18 protein-coding genes and 1 tRNA gene are annotated in these 17,334 nt (G+C 65.1%); 15 read left to right on the forward strand and 4 right to left on the reverse strand.

All coding sequences use genetic code 11. The features are described 5' to 3' along the window. Nucleotides 1-23: 23 nt before the first annotated feature. A complete protein-coding gene (locus ACEN9Q_RS26685; protein WP_495626622.1) occupies nucleotides 24-1,061 on the reverse strand; it encodes a GGDEF domain-containing protein in 1,038 nt (345 codons plus the stop codon). A 387-nt stretch (nucleotides 1,062-1,448) separates the two neighbouring features. Here ACEN9Q_RS26685 and ACEN9Q_RS26690 point away from each other — a divergent pair, with 387 nt between their 5' ends. The 12 genes from ACEN9Q_RS26690 to ACEN9Q_RS26745 all read left to right on the forward strand — a co-directional run bounded on the left by ACEN9Q_RS26690 (nucleotide 1,449) and on the right by ACEN9Q_RS26745 (nucleotide 12,474). After that, on the forward strand, nucleotides 1,449-1,634 hold the full coding sequence (locus ACEN9Q_RS26690) for a Flp family type IVb pilin (RefSeq protein ID WP_056444987.1): 186 nt from the start codon (nucleotides 1,449-1,451) through the stop codon (nucleotides 1,632-1,634). Between the two features lie 58 nt (nucleotides 1,635-1,692). Next, a complete protein-coding gene (locus ACEN9Q_RS26695) occupies nucleotides 1,693-2,217 on the forward strand; it encodes an A24 family peptidase (protein WP_056444984.1) in 525 nt (174 codons plus the stop codon). A 94-nt stretch (nucleotides 2,218-2,311) separates the two neighbouring features. Next, a complete protein-coding gene (locus tag ACEN9Q_RS26700; RefSeq protein ID WP_056444978.1) occupies nucleotides 2,312-3,673 on the forward strand; it encodes a DUF8689 domain-containing protein in 1,362 nt (453 codons plus the stop codon). A gap of 1 nt (nucleotide 3,674) precedes the next feature. Next, nucleotides 3,675-4,523, forward strand: a complete 849-nt coding sequence (cpaB, locus tag ACEN9Q_RS26705; protein ID WP_056444976.1) for a Flp pilus assembly protein CpaB — start codon at nucleotides 3,675-3,677, stop codon at nucleotides 4,521-4,523. A gap of 47 nt (nucleotides 4,524-4,570) precedes the next feature. Continuing rightward, complete coding sequence (locus ACEN9Q_RS26710) at nucleotides 4,571-6,097, forward strand: type II and III secretion system protein family protein (protein ID WP_056444973.1); 1,527 nt, start codon at nucleotides 4,571-4,573, stop codon at nucleotides 6,095-6,097. 9 nt (nucleotides 6,098-6,106) lie between these two features. Beyond that, nucleotides 6,107-6,385 carry a hypothetical protein gene (locus tag ACEN9Q_RS26715; protein WP_495626623.1) on the forward strand — a complete coding sequence of 93 codons (279 nt, stop codon included), beginning with the start codon at nucleotides 6,107-6,109 and terminating at the stop codon, nucleotides 6,383-6,385. Nucleotides 6,386-6,459: 74 nt separating this feature from the next. Further along, nucleotides 6,460-7,632 (forward strand): CpaE/TadZ family protein, encoded by a 1,173-nt coding sequence (locus ACEN9Q_RS26720; RefSeq protein WP_056444960.1) that lies wholly within the window; start codon nucleotides 6,460-6,462, stop codon nucleotides 7,630-7,632. Nucleotides 7,633-7,652: 20 nt separating this feature from the next. Continuing rightward, nucleotides 7,653-8,996, forward strand: a complete 1,344-nt coding sequence (locus ACEN9Q_RS26725) for a TadA family conjugal transfer-associated ATPase (protein ID WP_495626624.1) — start codon at nucleotides 7,653-7,655, stop codon at nucleotides 8,994-8,996. 24 nt (nucleotides 8,997-9,020) lie between these two features. Continuing rightward, on the forward strand, nucleotides 9,021-9,998 hold the full coding sequence (locus tag ACEN9Q_RS26730) for a type II secretion system F family protein (protein ID WP_056444952.1): 978 nt from the start codon (nucleotides 9,021-9,023) through the stop codon (nucleotides 9,996-9,998). 10 nt (nucleotides 9,999-10,008) lie between these two features. Continuing rightward, nucleotides 10,009-10,950: a type II secretion system F family protein gene (locus tag ACEN9Q_RS26735; RefSeq protein WP_495626625.1), complete on the forward strand. Its 942-nt coding sequence runs from the start codon at nucleotides 10,009-10,011 to the stop codon at nucleotides 10,948-10,950. Nucleotides 10,951-10,966: 16 nt separating this feature from the next. Continuing rightward, the gene (locus ACEN9Q_RS26740) at nucleotides 10,967-12,061 is read left to right on the forward strand and encodes a LytR C-terminal domain-containing protein (protein WP_495626626.1); all 1,095 of its coding nucleotides are present in this window, start codon (nucleotides 10,967-10,969) and stop codon (nucleotides 12,059-12,061) included. Nucleotides 12,062-12,150: 89 nt separating this feature from the next. Further along, the gene (locus tag ACEN9Q_RS26745) at nucleotides 12,151-12,474 is read left to right on the forward strand and encodes a BON domain-containing protein (RefSeq protein WP_056444944.1); all 324 of its coding nucleotides are present in this window, start codon (nucleotides 12,151-12,153) and stop codon (nucleotides 12,472-12,474) included. A gap of 52 nt (nucleotides 12,475-12,526) precedes the next feature. On the opposite strand, the gene ACEN9Q_RS26750 is transcribed toward ACEN9Q_RS26745, so the two are convergent. Next, nucleotides 12,527-13,294, reverse strand: a complete 768-nt coding sequence (locus tag ACEN9Q_RS26750) for a GIN domain-containing protein (protein ID WP_495626627.1) — start codon at nucleotides 13,292-13,294, stop codon at nucleotides 12,527-12,529. Between the two features lie 223 nt (nucleotides 13,295-13,517). On the opposite strand from ACEN9Q_RS26750, the gene ACEN9Q_RS26755 reads away from it, so the two are divergent. From ACEN9Q_RS26755 to ACEN9Q_RS26765, 3 genes are all read left to right on the forward strand, one after another. Next, nucleotides 13,518-14,753 (forward strand): RtcB family protein, encoded by a 1,236-nt coding sequence (locus ACEN9Q_RS26755; protein WP_056445256.1) that lies wholly within the window; start codon nucleotides 13,518-13,520, stop codon nucleotides 14,751-14,753. Between the two features lie 10 nt (nucleotides 14,754-14,763). Then, entirely contained in the window at nucleotides 14,764-15,783 is a 1,020-nt protein-coding gene (gene rtcA / locus ACEN9Q_RS26760; protein ID WP_495626628.1) for an RNA 3'-terminal phosphate cyclase, read from the forward strand. A gap of 201 nt (nucleotides 15,784-15,984) precedes the next feature. Next, the gene (locus tag ACEN9Q_RS26765) at nucleotides 15,985-16,608 is read left to right on the forward strand and encodes a DVUA0089 family protein (RefSeq protein ID WP_495626629.1); all 624 of its coding nucleotides are present in this window, start codon (nucleotides 15,985-15,987) and stop codon (nucleotides 16,606-16,608) included. A gap of 72 nt (nucleotides 16,609-16,680) precedes the next feature. On the opposite strand, the gene ACEN9Q_RS26770 is transcribed toward ACEN9Q_RS26765, so the two are convergent. After that, nucleotides 16,681-16,756, reverse strand: a tRNA-Thr gene (locus ACEN9Q_RS26770). A 21-nt stretch (nucleotides 16,757-16,777) separates the two neighbouring features. After that, on the reverse strand, nucleotides 16,778-17,254 hold the full coding sequence (locus tag ACEN9Q_RS26775; protein ID WP_056444913.1) for a ClpXP protease specificity-enhancing factor: 477 nt from the start codon (nucleotides 17,252-17,254) through the stop codon (nucleotides 16,778-16,780). Between the last annotated feature and the right edge of the window lie 80 nt (nucleotides 17,255-17,334).

Here is a 17,334-nt window from a genome sequence, read left to right on the forward strand (position 1 = left end):
CGGCCTGAGCCGTCCGGCGGCGTTCAAAAGAATTCGGCGGTGTCGTTGGAGGCGACGGTCTGCAGCAGGCCGTGCGCGACGAGGTCGTCGTAGTGGCAGGCGCGGTTGCGCCCGTTGCTTTTCGCGTAGTACAGCGCCTGGTCGGCGTGGCCCAGCGTGACCACCGGCGATTCATAGGCGCTGATGCTGACGAAGCCGACGCTGACCGTCACGCGTCCCACCTGCGGGAAGTCATGGCTTTCGACGTTGGTACGGAAGCGCTCGATGATCTTCCAGGCATTGTCCAGCGTGGTCGAGCGCAGCAGCACGACGAATTCCTCGCCGCCGAAGCGGAACACGCGGTCTTGGGCGCGGAACGAGGATTGCAGCAGGTTCGCGATCAGGATCAGCACTTCGTCGCCGTACAGGTGGCCGAACTTGTCGTTCACGGCCTTGAAGTGGTCGACGTCGACGACGGCCAGCCACTGTTTTTCTTCGCCGTAGTGCTGGCGCCGCTCGGGCAGGCCCGGCAGGCGCGGGTCCTGGTCGTGGGAATGCTGCAGCATGCGCGCGAGCTGGTCGTCGAAGGTCTTGCGGTTGAGCAGGCCGGTGAGGGAATCGCGCTCGCTGTAGTCGAGCAGGTTCTGGAAATTCCGGTACACGCCGACGATGCCACCGATCACATACACGGTGTCGTGCGAAAACGCCTTGTCGTCGCGGATTTCCAGGCAGGTCGTGGCCTTGTCGCCGAACCAGATCGGCAGCCACAGTACGCGCATGCCGTCGGCGGCGATTGCTTCCGCGCTGGCCTGGTGCTCGGCCAGGCAGCGTTTCAGTTCGGGGAGGGCGGCCACCGGATCGCCCAGCGCGCCGTCGATCCCTTCTTCCAGATGCGCCGCGCCACCTTTCGCGATGCTGGCGCGTGCGCGCAGATATTGCTGTCCCGAGACGGTCGTGATGGCCAAGATGCGCGTCTGCGCCGCACCAGCAAGCTCCTGCACTGCCGAGATCACGGAGATATCGAGCATCGCGTGATCGCGGTGGCCGGTCATGTCCACCATGTGTTTCAGAAGCGAGTCCATGTCGTTCTCAGCAATGTAATCAACCGACCTGCAGGCTGGGCACAGCCGCCGTCGCGTTCGCAGGTATCAGGTGTTTCACAAAGAGCAAGCGAAACAGGATATAGCGTTTTTGTATTCTAAGCAATTATGCAAATGCAATTTTTTTAGCCTGAGTGAATTTTCTCAAAGCTTAATCGCACTGTGCTGCCCCAATTGAGGGGGATTTCGATTCCATGGAACAAAAAATAGTTCCGCGCAGCAAAGTTGTCTGTCGTCAAGTTGCCGCGTGGCATCAACACTTATAGTGAACTTACTGGCACGGAACGCGGCAAGCCAGCTAAGAAAGGGACTTGACCAGCGCCCCCGGCTAGTAGCAGTTCTTATTAACCTACCATATGGGAGTTTGTCATGAGCAACTTCATCTCCGCAGTCAAAGCCTTCGCTGCTGACGAGAACGGTGTGACGGCCATCGAGTATGGCCTGATCGCTGCCTTGATCGGCGTGGCGATGGCGGCCTCGGCGACAACCGTGGGCAGCAAGGTGAAAGGGGTATTCGACTACGTCGCCAGCCAGCTGGTCACCCCGGCTGCGTGATGTAGTGGAGCTGCCCTCCGGGTTTCCGGGCCCGGAGGGCTTTTTTTGGGGGGCTGTGATGCAAATCGAACAATACCTCGATGCGCTGCTGCTGCTCATGGTCAGCATTGCCGCCATCAACGATCTGGCGACGCGGCGTATCCCGAACCGTCTTCTGCTCGTCGGCCTGGCCGGCGCGCTTGTCCTGCACGGGCTGTCCGTCGATCCGGGCGCCGCGTTGCTCTCCGCGCTCGGCGGCATGCTGCTGGGCCTGGCCATCTTCCTGCCGTTTTACCTGGTGCGCGGCATGGCCGCCGGCGACGTCAAGATGATGGCGGTGGTCGGCTTCTTCACCGGTCCGGCCGACGCGTTCCAGATCATCGTCCTCACGTGGTGCGCCGGCGGCGTGATGGCGTTGCTGCTCGTGGTGCTGCGCAGCCGGGTGAAGGCGGCCCTCGTCAACATCGGTCACATGTTGTTCGGAATCTTCGTTCCCGGCACGAAATTATCTGACACGGCGCCCGCGCAGAGCGTCGGTTCCATGCCTTACGGACTGGCAATTGCGTTTGGCACGATCGTGGTTTTGGTCACTCATTATGGATGAGCCCGCTCTTGGCGAAGCTCAAGGGTGGCCAAAAGACCGGTCGTTAGAATGATTCTGACCTGTTTCGGAAAACATGCACGGCAAGGGGGTTCCGATGTTTGAAACGCTATCGACAGGCAGTACCGCGACGCCGCCGCGCGCCGCACAGGCGGCGCCAGCGGGCGGTCCGGAGATCGCGCCGGTGCTGCCGCGCCAGGCCAAGACCGTGCGCGACACCGGTCTCGAACCGCGCTTCTTGACGGACCTGGTGCTCAAGGCGATCCAGACCGGCGGCAAGACGCCGTTGACGCATCTGGCCGGCAAGCTGCGGCTGTCGATCAGCGTGCTGCGCGAAATCCTCAATCCGCTGATCGCCGAACAGCAGGTGGAAGTGGCCTGGTGCGGCGAGTCCGACATCGACATGCAATACCAGCTGACGGCGATTGGCCAGCGCGGCGCCGCCGACGCCCTGGGGCGTTGCCGCTATGTCGGCCCGGCGCCCGTCACGCTGGCGTCGTATCGCGCCGTGGTCGAACGCCAGGCGCTGCGCCACGCGGACGCCGAGCGCATCACGCCCGCGCAACTGGCGGGCGCGCTCGGCGAGGATGGCCTGACGCCAGGCGCGCGCGACGTGCTGGGCGCGGCATTGTACGCGCGCCGTTCGCTGCTGCTGTACGGACCGTCGGGCGGCGGCAAGACGACGCTGGCGCGCAAGCTCGGGCGCCTGTTGCCCGGTCCCATCGCCGTACCGTATGCGTTGATGGTCGGGCGCCAGGTGATCCGCCTGTACGATCCGGCCGTGCACGTGGCGCCGCCGCCGACTGCGCGCCAGCAGGAAGAACGGCGCAGCTGCGATGCGCGCTGGACCGTGTGCCAGCGCCCGCTCGTCCACGTCGGCGCCGAACTGGGACGCGACATGCTCGACCTGCGCTTCGACGCAGAAGAGGGCGTGTACCACGCGCCGCCGCACCTGCAGGCGAACAACGGCATGCTGGTGCTCGACGACGTCGGCCGCCAGCGCATTGCCGCCGCCGAGCTGCTGAACCGCTTCATCGGACCGCTGGATGCCGGGTGCGACCAGCTGTCGCTGCAGGGCGGCCAGGCCGAACTGGTGCCGTTCGACGCCGCCGTGGTGTTTGCGACCAACCTGGCCCCGGGCGGCGTGTTCGACGACGCCGCGCTGCGCCGCATCGGCTACAAGGCCGACATCGGCGCGTGGGCGCCGAACGCCTACCGCGCCCTGTTGCGCCGCCAGTGCCGGCTGCGCCGCATCGATTACGAGGATGCCGCGGTCGATCACCTGGTCGAGCGGCTGCACCCGCAATCCGGACGCGCGCTGCTGGCCTGCTATCCGGGCGAGTTGCTCGACCGGGTCACCGATTTCGCCGGGTTCGCCGGGGCCGAACCGCGCCTTACCGTCGCGGCGGTCGAGCAGGCCTGGCGCAGCATGTTCATCGCTTGCGCGACGGAGGCCTGACATGAAGAACAAGCGTGCCATCCTCGTCATGGCTGTCGCGATCCTGTTCGGATTCGCGGCCGTCGTGTTCGCATCGCGCTGGTTGCTGAAGCAGCCGGGCAGCGGCCGCATCCTCGTGGCCGCCACCGACGTCAACCTTGGCCAGCGCCTGACGCCCGAGATGTTCAAGCTGGCCGAGTGGCCGGCCGACAGCGTGCCGAAAGGCGCCTTCACGGATCCGCAGAAACTGGGTGGCCGCGTCCTCAAGACCAATCTGCTGATGGGCGAGCCGGTCAGCGAAGCCAAGCTGGCGCCGGCCGGTACGCTCGGCGGATTGTCGGCCCTGATCACGGAAGGCAAGCGCGCGATCACGGTGCGCGTGAACGACGTGATCGGCGTGGCGGGCTTCGCACTGCCCGGCAACTATGTCGACATCATCGTCAGTACCCAGAAGGACGTGCCGCCCGGCGCCGACGCCCGCCAGCAGAACATCTCGAAGATCGTGCTGGAAAGGATCCTCGTGCTGGCCGTCGCCCAGGAAGTCAACCGCGATGAGACCAAACCCAAGGTCGTCAATGCGGTCACGCTGGAAGTGACGCCGGAGCAGGCCGAAAAGCTCGACCTGGCGCGCAGCGTCGGCACGCTGTCGCTGGCCCTGCGCAACCAGGTCGACCCGCAGTCGGCGAGCACCGAAGGCGCGACCAAGCTGACCCTGCTGCCCGAGGCGCCGCCGCCGGCACCGCGCAAGCCCGCGCCCAAGCCGGCACCGGTGGTACGTCCGGCGCCGGTGGTGGTCAAGGTGGCGGCCCCGGTGCGACGCGATTGCGTCAGCGTGCTCAACGGCCTGCGCGCGTCGCAGGAGTGCTTCTGAACTTCATTCAGGGTAAAGCCATGAACGGATGCTTGACGCCATCACCGATGCTTCGCTGCCTGTTCGCCGCCGGCCTGGCGCTGGCGGCCTCTGGCCCCGCAGGCGCGGCCGCCAGATCGAAAGCCCAGTCCGCGGACAATCCGGCCGAGGCTGCGCCACCGCGCGCCGAGGTCGGCCCCAACTGCAAGGGCGAGGCCGCGCGGCCGGCCCAGCTGGCGCTGCAGATCGGCAAGTCCAGCCTGATGCGCCTGCCGGAGCCGGTCCAGCACCGCAGCGTCGGCAATCCGCTCGTCGTGCAGGCCCTGATGGTGGCGCCCGATACGCTGTACATCGCGGGCGTCGACGTCGGTACGACGAATATGATCATCCAGGGTAAAAGCGGCCTGTGCAGCGTGCTCGACATCACCGTCGCCATGGACCCGTCGGCCGTGCAGGCCACGCTGGCCGCCGCCTTGCCGGACGAGCATGACATCAAGGTGCTGGCCGCGGCCGATGCCCTCGTGTTGACCGGAACCGTGAGCGATGCCACCGCGGCGGCGCGCGCCGTCGAACTGGCGGCCGCTTATGTACGGCGACCGTTGCGCGGGCTGACGGTGCCCGACAAGGAGGACGCCGCCAGCCAGAATCAGCGGGAAAGCCAGAACCAGGGCGGTGCTGCGGCAGCCGCGGCGCGGGTGGTCAATATGCTGTCCGTGCGTGCGCCGCAGCAGGTCCAGCTGGAAGTCAAGATCGCCGAAGTGTCGAAAACCCTGCTCGACCGCCTGGAAGCCGGCGTCACCTGGCGCTTCGGTTCCGGCAGCTGGGGGGCCACGCTGCTGTCGAATTTCATCAGCGGCACCGCCAACGCGTCGTTCCAGGCGACCAAAGGCACCGGCCGCAGCGTGGCCGGTGCAGCCGAGAAGCAGGACGGCTTCGTGCGCGTGCTGGCCGAGCCGAACGTGATGGCGATCAGCGGTCAGGAGGGAACGTTCCTCGTGGGCGGGAAGTTCTATATTCCGGTCGCGCAGGACAACAACCGCGTCACTCTGGAAGAGAAGGAATTCGGCGTCGGCCTGCGCTTCACACCGACGGTGCTGGGCGGCGGACGCATCAACCTGCGCGTCGCGCCCGAAGTCTCCGAATTGTCGCGCGAAGGCATCGGCGTGTCGGCCACCGGGTTTTCCGGTACCGCCATCATGCCGGTCGTGACGACGCGCCGCGCCACGACCACGGTCCAGCTGTACGACGGCCAGAGCTTCGCGATCGGCGGCCTGATCAAGAGCAATCTGGTCGCCAACCTGAAAGGGTTGCCCGTGCTGGGCGAACTGCCCGTGCTGGGCGCCCTGTTCCGCAGCACGGATTATCAACAGGACCGCACGGAACTGGTCTTCGTGATCACCGCCCACCTCGTCAAGCCCCTGTCCGGCAATGCCTACACGCTCCCGACCGACAAGGTGGGCGAGCCGTCGCGTGCCGGACTGATGTTGGGTGGGCGCCTGGAAGGGCCGCCGCCGGCGGCGACGACGGCGGCCATGTCGACCCCGGCGCCGACGGCACCGCCAGCGCAGAGCGCGGGCGGCTTCGAATTGAAATAGGAGAAAGCGATGGTCATCAGATACGAGCGAATGGCGTGCGCGGCGTTGGCGGGCATGCTGCTGTACGGATGCAGCACGACGCCGCGCTTCAACGAAAACTTCGGCACGTCCGTGCGCGCCAACGCGGCGGCGCAGGTGCTCGATCCGGCCGCCGCGGCCAACACGAATCCCGCGACCGGCATGGAAGGCTCCACCGCCGTCATCGCCCAGGGACGCTACCAGGATTCGTTCAAGGCGACGGAGCCCCCCATCAGGCCGTTGATCATCAGCGGGGCGGGCAGCAAATGATGCGACGCTCCGGGTCGAACTGAACATTTTGCGCCCACTCATCCCGATGACCAGAAGCCGATCCGAGGAGTCCGATGAAAGCCCTGCTGATCAGCCGCGACACCCAGCTTTACGCGGAGATCGCCTCCCAAGGCGCGGCGCGCGTACCGCCATTGAATGTCGCCGCCAGCCGCGCCAGCCTGCGCGATGCACTCGAGCGTCCGCTGTCTGATGGTCCGAGCCTGATCATCGTCGACATCAGCGACGCCGATGCCGCCGACGGCGACCTGCTGGAGCGCCTGACCCGTCACTACTCGGCAGCGCATTTCATGCTGCTGACCGACAATCATCATCCAGATCTCCTGATCCGCGCCATGCGCGCCGGCGTGCGCGAAGTGCTGCAACTGCCGCTGGTGCACCGCGCGCTGCACGAGGCGATCGACCGCATCGCGGCCAGCGCCGGCGTGGCCGCGATGCGCGACGGGAAGATACTCGCGTTCATCGCCTGCAAGGGCGGCAGCGGCGCGACCTTCATCTCCACCAATTTCGGCTACGCGCTGGCCACGCTGGCGGACAAGAAAGTGCTGTTGATCGATCTGCATCGCCAGTTCGGCGACGCCACGCTGTACGTGTCGGACCAGAAGCCGGGCATGACGCTGTCCGACGTGTGCCAGCAGATCGCCCGCATCGACGGACCGTTCCTGGAATCGTGCCTTGTGCACGTGGCGCCCGGGTTCGGCGTGCTGGCGGCGGCCGACGATCCGGGCCAGACCACCGAGGCCAAGCCCGAACACATCGACACGATCCTGCGCGTCGCGCGCCAGCACTACGATTACATCCTGCTCGACGTCGGACGCCAGATCGACGCGGTGTCGCTGCGCGCGCTCGACAGCACGGACGCGATTTATCCGGTGCTGCAACTGGCGCTGCCGGACATCCGCGACGCGCGCCGCCTGCTCGACATCTTCCGCTCGCTCGGTTATGTCACCGACCACATTCGCCTGATCGTCAACCGCTACGAAAAGGGCGGCAAGCTGCGCCTTTCGGATTTGCACGCGGCGCTGGGCGCGGAAGTGCTGCACACCGTCCCCAACGATTACATCGCCGTCACCGATTCCGTCAACCAGGGCATTCCGGTGCTGCAGCTCGCGCGCGGCAGCGCCGCCGCGCGCAGCCTGGCCGACCTGGTCGAAATGGTGACCGCACGCCGCATTCCCGAGACCAAGGGCCTGTTCGACCGCCTGTTTGGGCGCAACGAAGACGATTGATTTTTTCGAGGAGCCGACCCATGTCCCTGCGCGAACGCCTGTCCGTGACGGACGAGGAGCGCCAATCCCAGCCGGTACCGGCGGCGGCGCAACAAGCCTATCAGGAATTGAAGAAGACGATGCACCAGATGATCCTCGACCGGATCGACCTGGAGCGCCTGAAACGCCTGACGAGCGAGCAGTTCAAACACGAGCTGGCACTGCTGGTCCAGCGCATCATCGAAGAAGAACGGATCGTGCTGAACCAGCAGGAGCGCCATCACCTGGTGCTCGACATCCAGCACGAAATGCTCGGCTTCGGCCCGCTCGAGCCGCTGTTGAACGATCCGACCATCTCGGACATCCTGATCAACACCTACGACAAGATCTACGTCGAACGGCGAGGCCGCCTGGAACTGACCGACGTCAGCTTCCACGACAACGCGCACCTCATGAAGATCATCGAGAAGATCGTCTCGCGCGTGGGCCGCCGCGTGGACGAGTCGAGCCCGATGGTTGACGCGCGCCTGCCGGACGGTTCGCGCGTCAACGCGATCATCCCGCCGCTCGCGGTCGACGGACCGCTGGTGTCGATCCGGCGCTTCGGCGCGACGCCGCTCACGGTGCAGAACCTGCTCGACTACAAAAGCGTCACGCCGCCGATGATCAAGGTGCTCGAGAGCCTCGGTCTCGCCAAGGTGAACATCCTGATCTCAGGCGGTACCGGCAGCGGCAAGACGACGATGCTGAACCTGATCTCCGGCTTCATCCCCGGCAACGAGCGCATCGTGACGATCGAGGACGCGGCCGAACTCCAGCTGCGCCAGCCGCACGTCGTGCGCCTCGAGACGCGCCCGCCGAACATCGAAGGCAAGGGCGAAGTGACGCAGCGCGCGCTCGTGCGCAACTCGCTGCGCATGCGCCCGGACCGCATCATCCTGGGCGAGGTGCGCGGACCGGAAGCGCTGGACATGCTGCAGGCCATGAACACGGGTCACGAAGGTTCGCTCGCGACCATCCACGCGAACACGCCGCGCGACGCGCTCGCGCGCCTGGAGAACATGGTCGGCATGGCCGGCGTGAGCCTGACGCCGCGCGCCATTCGCCAGCAGATCGCCTCCGCGATCACCGTGGTCCTGCAGGCGTCGCGCCTGGCCGACGGCACGCGCAAGGTCGTCAGCATGCAGGAGATTACGGGCATGGAAGGCGAGATCATCTCGATGCAGGAAATCTTCCGCTTCGAGCAGACTGGGATCGACGCCGACGGCAAGGTGCAGGGCCATTTCTGCGCCACCGGCGTGCGCCCGCGCTTCGCCGACCGCCTGCGGATGTTCGGCACGGCGGTACCCGAAGACACGTTCGATCCCGACCGCGTGTTCACCTGAACCGCACAGCCGCGAAAGCCTCGCATGGACATCCTCTTCTACGGATTCATCGTCTTTCTGTTCGCCGCCGTCATCCTCGGCATCGAGGGCGTTTATCTATGGTGGGTGGGCACGCACGGCGCCAGCGCCCAACGGATCGCGCGCCGGCTGCAGCTGATGTCGGGGAACCAGGGCCGGAACGCCGAACGCATTTCGATCCTCAAGCTGCGCCGCTTCGGCCAGCACGACCTGACCGACCGGCTGCTGCAGCGCTGGCGCTTCGCGCACCGCATCGACCGGCTGCTCGTGCAGTCCGGGATGGCTTGGTCGGTCGAGCGCTTCCTGCTGTGCTCCGGCGCAGTGTTCTTGGTGGCCGTGTATGTCGTGATGCAGTGGCCGATGCCGTTGCCGGTGCGCGTCGGGATCGTCGTGCTGTGTGCCCACGTGCCGTTGCTGCTGGTGCGGCGCGCGCGCATGCGCCGCCTCGCGCACATCGAGGAGCAGTTGCCCGACGCGGCCGACTTCATCGCGCGCGCGCTGCGCGCCGGCCACTCGTTTTCGAACGTGCTGCAAATCGTCGGCAACGAACTGCCGGAGCCGCTCAGCGGCGAATTCCGCATCGCGCGCGAGGAAATCAATTATGGCGTGCCGCTGGGCGAAGCGCTGCACAACATGGCATCGCGCATTCCGCTGACCGACCTGCGCTACCTCGTCATCGCCATCCTGATCCAGCGCGAGACCGGCGGTAATCTGGCCGAGATCCTCGGCAACATCAGCCACATCATCCGCGGCCGCCTGCGGCTGGCGGCGCAGGTTCGCGTGCTGTCGGCCGAAGGGCGCATGTCGGCCTGGATCCTCGGCCTGCTGCCGTTCGCCGTGGGCGCCATGCTGGTGCTGGCGAATCCCACTTACGTCATGATTCTGTGGACCGATCCGTTCGGCGTCAAGCTGCTCTGGACCGCGCTGGTGATGATCATCATCGGCGTGATCTGGCTGAAGAAGGTGATCCGCATCCGCATCTGAGGAGACGTCGATGTCTAGCGCACAGCTGCTGTTCCTGTTGATCGTCTTTGCGATCGTCTGCTGCCTCGCGTGGATCGCGGCAGTGCTGTTCGCGCCCGCCGCGCTGCGCGCCCGGCTGGCGAGCTTCATGGGCCGCAGGGACGACGGTCAGGCGGAGCGCAACGGGTGGGTCGAACGCGTGGCGCGCGCCGCCAAACCGCTGACCAAGTTGTCGGTGCCGGACGAGGGCTGGGAAAAATCGGCGCTGCGCACCCGTTTCATGAACGCCGGCTGGCGCAATCCGGCGGCGCCGACACTGTACTTCGCTTCCAAAACGTCTCTGGCGCTGGGCCTGCCCGCGCTCGTCGGCCTCGTGCTGGCCTTCGTGCCCGCCAACGTCGCCGGTTTCGGGACGGTGTCCCTGCTGCTGCTCGCGGCGACGTGCGGCTACTATTGTCCGAACGTGATCCTCGAGCGCGTGATCAAGCGCCGCAAGCGCGACATCTTCGAAAACATTCCCGATGCGCTCGACCTACTCACGGTCTGCGTGGAGGCTGGCCTGAGCCTCGAGCGCGCGCTGGTCAAGGTCGCCGCCGAGATCCACATCAAGAGCGTGACGCTGGGCCAGGAATTGCAGCTGGTGCTGATGGAGATGCGCGCCGGCTTCAGCAAGGAAAAGGCGCTGCGCAATTTCGCGCTGCGCGTCGGGCTGGAAGACGTCGATTCGCTCGTTGCGATGCTGATCCAGTCCGAGCGCTTCGGCACCAGCATCGGCGACGCCTTGCGCGTGTATTCGGAAACGCTGCGCGGCAAGCGCCGCATCGTGGCGGAAGAGGCGGCCGCCAAGATCGGCCTGAAGCTGTTGTTCCCCCTGATCTTCTGCATCTTCCCGACCTTGTTGATGGTGTTGCTCGGGCCTGCCGGCATCCAGCTCACCAAGCTCTTCGGTACCGCACTGGGCGGTTCCAATTGATTCGATGGAGATAGTCATGCGCACGCGTATCCGGCTCTATACCATGCCTTTGTTGTGCAGCGGCGTGCTGCTGCTGGCCTGCAGCACCCCGTCGCCGCTGCCGGAAGCCGGCACGACCGTGTCTTCGACGGCGGACGACAGCTATCTGCGCGGCCGCAACCTGTACCTCGCGCGCCGCTACGACGAAGCGATCGCCGCCTACGAGGCCGCGCTGCGCATCGACGGCACGCACGTCAATGCGCGCAACGGGCTGGCGATCGCCTACGCCGAGCAGCGCGATTTCGCCCGCGCGATTCCGATCTGGCGCGAGCTGACCCGCGACGTCACCATGGCGTCCGGCCCGGCGTCCGGCTTCCTGTTTGCCAACCTGGGCTATGCCTATCTGCTCAGCGGCGATTTTGATGCGGCCCAGGTCGCACTGGAAAAAGCCTGCCTGCTCGATCCGCTCAGCCAGCGCGGCTGGCAATACCTGGGCGAAACCCTGCTCAAGCTGGGCCAGGAAGCGCGCGGCCGGCAGATGCTGCGCCAGGCCGAGGCCTTGCGCGAACACGATTTCCGCGCCGACTATGCGACGGCGAACGGCGGCACGCGGCTGCCGGCCATCGAGCAGGCGGTCAAGACCGACCAGCACCCCGACGACGAGGAATGGGCGTCCGTCGAAGTGATCCGCAGGGACGACGGCCTGCTCGAGTTGCGGCGCGTGCCGGCACAAGCCGCGGCGCTGCGCAGCGAACCGGTCGACCCCGCTTCCGGCAGCTCGTCCGTGCCGGAGGCGGTCGCCACACTGGAGATCAGCAACGGCGACGGCCGCGAGGGGCTGGCACGCTTCGTGTCGCGCCAGTTGCGCGATCCCGGGCTCAAGGTCGTACGCCTGACCAATGAAAAAGGGTTCGGCGTGCGTCAGACGCGTGTCGAGTACCAGCCGGCTTTCCGGACGACGGCGGAACGCCTGGCCCGGCATGTCGGCAGCGGCGAACCGGTCGAGGTCGGTATGGCCGGGCATGCCGACGTGCGCCTCGTCATCGGTCACGACCTGCCGCTGCAACGCATCACTGCACGGCCGCCGTCGGGTCCGCTTGTGGCGCAGGCAGGCCGGACCGACACGCCCTGAACGGCCAGTGCCGATTTCACAACAGTAGCGGGCGACAGGCTGTCCCGAAATTCGGAATAATGGTCACTTGACCATTCGGGAGAACCGCCATGAAGCTCACTCGTTTCCAGTCCGCTATTGCTCAGTCTGTGCTTGCGACGTCGCTGCTGGTCTCGCTCGCGGCCTGCGCCCCGACGCCGACCCGCGAAGGCACGGGCGAATACGTCGACGACTCCTTGATTACCAGCAAGGTCAAGGCCGCCTTTGCCGCCGATCCGATGGTCAAGGCGACCCAGGTCAACGTGGAAACGTTCAAGGGGACGGTGCAGCTGAGCGGCTTTGTCGATTCACGTGAATCCGCCGCGAAGGCGGTCGAACTCGCGCGTAGCGTAAAAGGCGTGAAGTCCGTCAAGAACGACACAGTCATCCGCTGAGGACGTTACGCCGCACCGGCATATGGCACGTCGTGTGCCGGTGCGTGCGCGCTTATTGCCAGCTGACTTTGCCGAAGCCGTTCGTCGTGGCATTGCGCGTGGCCGGCTTGCCGTAGACGGTGGCCGAGCCCATGCCGCTCAGATTGACGTTGGCGGCAGTTTTCGCGTACACGCTGGCCCCACCGAGGCCGGTCATGTCCAGGTCGACTGTTTCGGCGCGCAGTTGTTGAGCGTCCAGGCCACCGACGCCGCCCAGTTGCGCACGCAGTAATTTCGTCTGGCCGGCCACGGTGATATGTCCGGCGCCGCCCAGATGCAGTTCGATGCGCTCGGCCTGGCCGGGATTCAGCGTCAGACCGCCGACGCCGCCCAGGCGCGCGTCGACGTCGCGATATTGTCCCGTGAAGCGCACGGCGCCGGCGCCGTCCAGCGCGAGTTTCAGCTTGTCGCCGCTGAAGCCGGAGACGTCGCTCGAGCCGACGCCCTGCGACACGAATTCCTGCAGGTTCGGCACGGTCAGGTCGGCGCGCAACTCGTTCTTGCTGTTGCCGTCGAAACGGGTATTGTTTTCCATGTCGATCACGAGCGTATCGCCGCGCTGCGTGGTCGTCACCTTCGCCACGTAACGGCGGTCGCCGGACACCACGAGCGATGGCGTCGGTCCCTGGTGCAGGTTCAGGCGGATCACGCCGCCTAGGTGCACTTTCGACACGCCGGCATCGACATTACGGTTTTCGCGGACGAGATCGTCGGCCACGGCGGCATGTGCGCCGATTGCCAGGGTGGTGGCGAGGATGGCGCTCTTGATCAATTTGTTCATGTCGGGTCTCCGTTGGTTTGCTGTTGAAAGCACTGTTGAAAGTACTATAGGCAATCGCCCTGGACGAAACCCGTCGATTGCGACGGATTGCAGCATTGGCGGTACAGGCCGCGAAATCGCCGCATTGCCCCGCAAACCGTTCGATCGCACTTGGATTCACCCATCCCGCCGCCATGTTCTGTCGGCGGTGGCGCGCCGCATGCCGGACGATGAGGGAGCAATGATGAAAGACGAACACTACGATGTGCTGGACGTGAACGGCGGCCGTCCCGTCAAGATGTGGACGCGCGGCGTCCCGGTGGAAGAAGAAGCCAAGCGCCAACTGGCCAACACGGCGCGCATGCCGTTCATTTATAAACACATGGCGGCCATGCCCGACGTTCACCTGGGCAAGGGCTCGACGATCGGCAGCGTGATTCCCACATTGGGTGCGGTGATCCCGGCCGCGGTCGGCGTCGACATCGGCTGCGGCATGATGGCTGCCAAGACGACCCTGAGCGCGCATGATCTGCCCGACAATCCGGGCCTGCTGCGCAGCGCCATCGAACGCTCGGTGCCGCACGGGATGTCGCCCAGAACGCGCGGTGTTAAAGGACGTGACCAGGGATCGTGGGATACGCCGCCGCAAGCCGTCGACCGGGCCTGGATGGCACTGAAGGACGAGTTCGACGTCATCTGCCAAAAGACCCCCAAGCTGAAGCACACGAACAACTACAAGCACCTGGGCACGCTGGGCAGCGGCAACCACTTCATCGAGATCTGCCTCGACGAACAGGGTTTCGTCTGGTTCATGCTGCACTCCGGCTCGCGCGGCGTAGGCAATGCGATCGGCACGCACTTCATCGAGCTCGCCAAGCAGGACATGCGCACGCACCTCGCCAATTTGCCAGACCAGGATCTGGCCTACCTCAAGGAAGGCACGCAACACTACGACGATTACGTGGAGGCCGTCGGCTGGGCCCAGAAATTCGCACGGATGAACCGCGAAGTGATGATGCAGAACCTGATCGCGGCCGTGCGCACGGTCATCAAAAAACCATTCGAGACGCATGTGGAAGCCGTGAACTGCCATCACAACTACGTGCAGAAGGAACACCATTTCGGCAAGGACGTGCTGGTCACGCGCAAGGGCGCCGTGTCGGCGCGCGAGGGCGAACTGGGCATCATCCCGGGGTCGATGGGAGCGAAGAGCTACATCGTGCGCGGCAAGGGCAATCCGGAAAGCTTCCACAGTTGCAGCCACGGCGCCGGCCGCACGATGAGCCGCACCGAGGCCAAGCGCCGCTTCTCAGTGGAGGACCAGGTGCGCGCCACCGAAGGCGTCGAATGCCGCAAGGATGCCGCCGTCATCGACGAGATCCCGATGGCGTACAAGGACATCGACGCGGTGATGCAGGCGCAGAGCGACCTCGTCGAAGTCGTGCACACCCTGAAACAGATCGTCTGCGTGAAGGGGTGAGGGAGCGGGCATGATCGAACTGGACGGCGCGGCCGGCGAGGGCGGCGGCCAGATCCTGCGCAGCGCCCTGACCCTGGCCATGATCACGGGACAGCCCTTCCGCATCCGCAACATTCGCGCCAACCGCGCCAGGCCGGGATTGATGCGTCAGCACCTCGTGGCCGTGCAGGCCGCGCTGCAGGTCTGCGGCGGCGACGCCGCGGGCACCACACTCGGCAGCCAGGACCTGACGTTCGTACCCGGCCCGGTCAAGAGTGGCGACTACGCGTTCGCCATCGGCACGGCCGGAAGTTGCACGCTGGTGCTGCAAACCGTGCTGCCGGCGCTGCTGAAAGCGGACCGGCCGTCGACCCTGCGGCTCGGCGGCGGCACGCACAATCCGATGGCGCCACCCGTGCAATTCCTGCAGCGCGCATGGTGTCCGCGCCTGGCGGAGATGGGCGCGCACATCGACATCCGCCTGCAACGCTGCGGCTTTTATCCGACCGGCGGCGGCGTGGTCGAGGCCCGGGTCGAGCCATGCGCGGCACTGCAGCCACGCACGTGGATGGCGCGCGGCGAGCGTCGTGCCGCCTGTGCCGAGGCCATCGTGGCCGCGATCCCGGAAAGCGTCGCGCGGCGCGAACTGGAATGTGTCGGCAAGGCACTGCACTGGAGCGAGGACCAATTACTCGTGCGTGGCTTGCCGGGCGACCAGGGACCGGGCAATGTCCTGATGCTGACCCTCGAGTACGAGCACACGACCGAGGTGTTCACGGCATTTGGCGAAAAAACCGTCCCGGCCGAGCAGGTGGCCCGCCAGGCAGTGCAGCGGGCGCGCCGGTATCTTGCGTCGCAAGCGGCGTTTGCCGAATACCTGGCCGACCAGATGATGCTTCCGCTCGCGCTGGCGGGCAGTGGCGGCTTCACGCTGGACGAGGTGTCGATGCATGCGCGCACCAATGCACAGGTGATCGAGACCTTCCTCCCCGTACGTTTCGGTTTCGAACGGCGCGATGGCCTGGATCGCTGCACGGTGACGTTGCGCTGATGCCGTATTTATTTCTCGCAAAACAATTATATTGGCTCAAGCAATTTACAGATATGCACAATAGTGTCGAATAATTTTACATTTATATTGCATAAATGAAATTATCTATATAAATCAATTGCTTTTTGTTACTGGCATAGGTTTTGCTATAACGGCCTCGGGTACTTTTGATAAACGTTTCAGATTAACCAGGAACCGAGAATGAAATTCAAGACCGCTGCCGCCATGCTGGCATTGGCTGTTTTTGCAACGGGCGCACAGGCGACCGACCTGTCGTTTACGGGTCACTTCAATCATGACAATGACGTGCAAAGCTTCACCTTCGTGGTGAGCGGCACGTCGACGGTAACGTTGCGCAGCTGGTCGTATGCCGGCGGCGTGAATGCCCGTGGCGACACGATCGCGCGTGGCGGCTTCGATCCGATCCTGGCGTTGTTCGACTCGACGGGCGCCAAGCTGGACGAGCAGGACGACGCCCACTGCCCGGACGTCGCGAGCGATGCGGTGACGGGGCGCTGCTATGACGTCAACTACATGAACGCTCTGGCGGCAGGCACCTACACGGTAACGATCCAGCAATTCGACAATTTCGCCCTCGGCGCCAACCTGTCCGACGGCTTCGCGTTCGACGGTGTGGCCAACCAGAACTTCCGCAACGGCTTCGTGGATGCTGCCGGCGACAAACGCGATGCGCACTGGGCGTTCGACATTCTGAACGTCGACACGGCCGTCGTGACGCCGCCGGCGGATGTGCCGGAACCGGCGTCGCTGATGCTGCTGGGCATTGGTGCGCTGGCGATGGCGGGGCGTCGCAAGCGTTCGTAAGCTGCGCTGAGCGGATAAAACAAAAGGGTTACGAGCGTAAGCTCGTAACCCTTTGTTCTTGCTGCATATTCTTGGTGCCGGCTGCAGGACTCGAACCCGCCACCTGATGATTACAAATCAACTGCTCTACCTGATGAGCTAAGCCGGCAATGTGGCCAGAATTATACCCTTATTTGATCCGGGTCAACGTCGGGCGGCCACCTTTTTTGGGTGGTTCGTCGTCGTCGTCGGGTACATGCGACACCTCGGATGCGGTCTTGGCCGGGACCGCGGCCAGGCCGGGGGCCGGACTTGCTGCCGGTTCAGGTGCCGGCGGGGGCAGGTCGGCGGCCATCGTCGTGACGTCGAAGGCCATGCCCTGGCCGTTTTCGTTGGCGTAGATGGCCAGCACGTTGTGCACCGGGATGTACAGCTCGCGCGAGACGCCGTTGAAACGTGCCCGGAACGTGATCGCGTCGTTGTCCATTTTCAGCCCGGAGGTCGCGCCGTAGCTGATGTTGAGGATGATTTCGCCCTTTTTCACGTATTCCATCGGAACCGTGGTGGCGGCGTCGACCTTGACGGCCAGGTAAGGCGTATAGCCGCTGTCCGTGCACCATTCGTAAATGGCGCGCAGCAGGTACGGCTTGGTGGAGATGTCTGGCATGGTGTGATCGAAATGATGCGAGATGTTACACGCCAGTGTACTTCGATTCGCCTGTGGCGTCGTAAACTGGCGTGCAACGG

The organism is Massilia sp. Masssp93 (assembly GCF_059491295.1).

What these genes read in the sequence shown, in the direction of transcription:
- ACEN9Q_RS26685 (WP_495626622.1), bottom strand. Translation starts at nt 1,061, where the DNA reads ATGGACTCGCTTCTGAAACACATGGTGGACATGACCGGCCACCGCGAT.
- ACEN9Q_RS26690 (WP_056444987.1), top strand. Translation starts at nt 1,449, where the DNA reads ATGAGCAACTTCATCTCCGCAGTCAAAGCCTTCGCTGCTGACGAGAAC.
- ACEN9Q_RS26695 (WP_056444984.1), top strand. Translation starts at nt 1,693, where the DNA reads ATGCAAATCGAACAATACCTCGATGCGCTGCTGCTGCTCATGGTCAGC.
- ACEN9Q_RS26700 (WP_056444978.1), top strand. Translation starts at nt 2,312, where the DNA reads ATGTTTGAAACGCTATCGACAGGCAGTACCGCGACGCCGCCGCGCGCC.
- cpaB (WP_056444976.1), top strand. Translation starts at nt 3,675, where the DNA reads ATGAAGAACAAGCGTGCCATCCTCGTCATGGCTGTCGCGATCCTGTTC.
- ACEN9Q_RS26710 (WP_056444973.1), top strand. Translation starts at nt 4,571, where the DNA reads ATGCTTCGCTGCCTGTTCGCCGCCGGCCTGGCGCTGGCGGCCTCTGGC.
- ACEN9Q_RS26715 (WP_495626623.1), top strand. Translation starts at nt 6,107, where the DNA reads ATGGTCATCAGATACGAGCGAATGGCGTGCGCGGCGTTGGCGGGCATG.
- ACEN9Q_RS26720 (WP_056444960.1), top strand. Translation starts at nt 6,460, where the DNA reads ATGAAAGCCCTGCTGATCAGCCGCGACACCCAGCTTTACGCGGAGATC.
- ACEN9Q_RS26725 (WP_495626624.1), top strand. Translation starts at nt 7,653, where the DNA reads ATGTCCCTGCGCGAACGCCTGTCCGTGACGGACGAGGAGCGCCAATCC.
- ACEN9Q_RS26730 (WP_056444952.1), top strand. Translation starts at nt 9,021, where the DNA reads ATGGACATCCTCTTCTACGGATTCATCGTCTTTCTGTTCGCCGCCGTC.
- ACEN9Q_RS26735 (WP_495626625.1), top strand. Translation starts at nt 10,009, where the DNA reads ATGTCTAGCGCACAGCTGCTGTTCCTGTTGATCGTCTTTGCGATCGTC.
- ACEN9Q_RS26740 (WP_495626626.1), top strand. Translation starts at nt 10,967, where the DNA reads ATGCGCACGCGTATCCGGCTCTATACCATGCCTTTGTTGTGCAGCGGC.
- ACEN9Q_RS26745 (WP_056444944.1), top strand. Translation starts at nt 12,151, where the DNA reads ATGAAGCTCACTCGTTTCCAGTCCGCTATTGCTCAGTCTGTGCTTGCG.
- ACEN9Q_RS26750 (WP_495626627.1), bottom strand. Translation starts at nt 13,294, where the DNA reads ATGAACAAATTGATCAAGAGCGCCATCCTCGCCACCACCCTGGCAATC.
- ACEN9Q_RS26755 (WP_056445256.1), top strand. Translation starts at nt 13,518, where the DNA reads ATGAAAGACGAACACTACGATGTGCTGGACGTGAACGGCGGCCGTCCC.
- rtcA (WP_495626628.1), top strand. Translation starts at nt 14,764, where the DNA reads ATGATCGAACTGGACGGCGCGGCCGGCGAGGGCGGCGGCCAGATCCTG.
- ACEN9Q_RS26765 (WP_495626629.1), top strand. Translation starts at nt 15,985, where the DNA reads ATGAAATTCAAGACCGCTGCCGCCATGCTGGCATTGGCTGTTTTTGCA.
- ACEN9Q_RS26775 (WP_056444913.1), bottom strand. Translation starts at nt 17,254, where the DNA reads ATGCCAGACATCTCCACCAAGCCGTACCTGCTGCGCGCCATTTACGAA.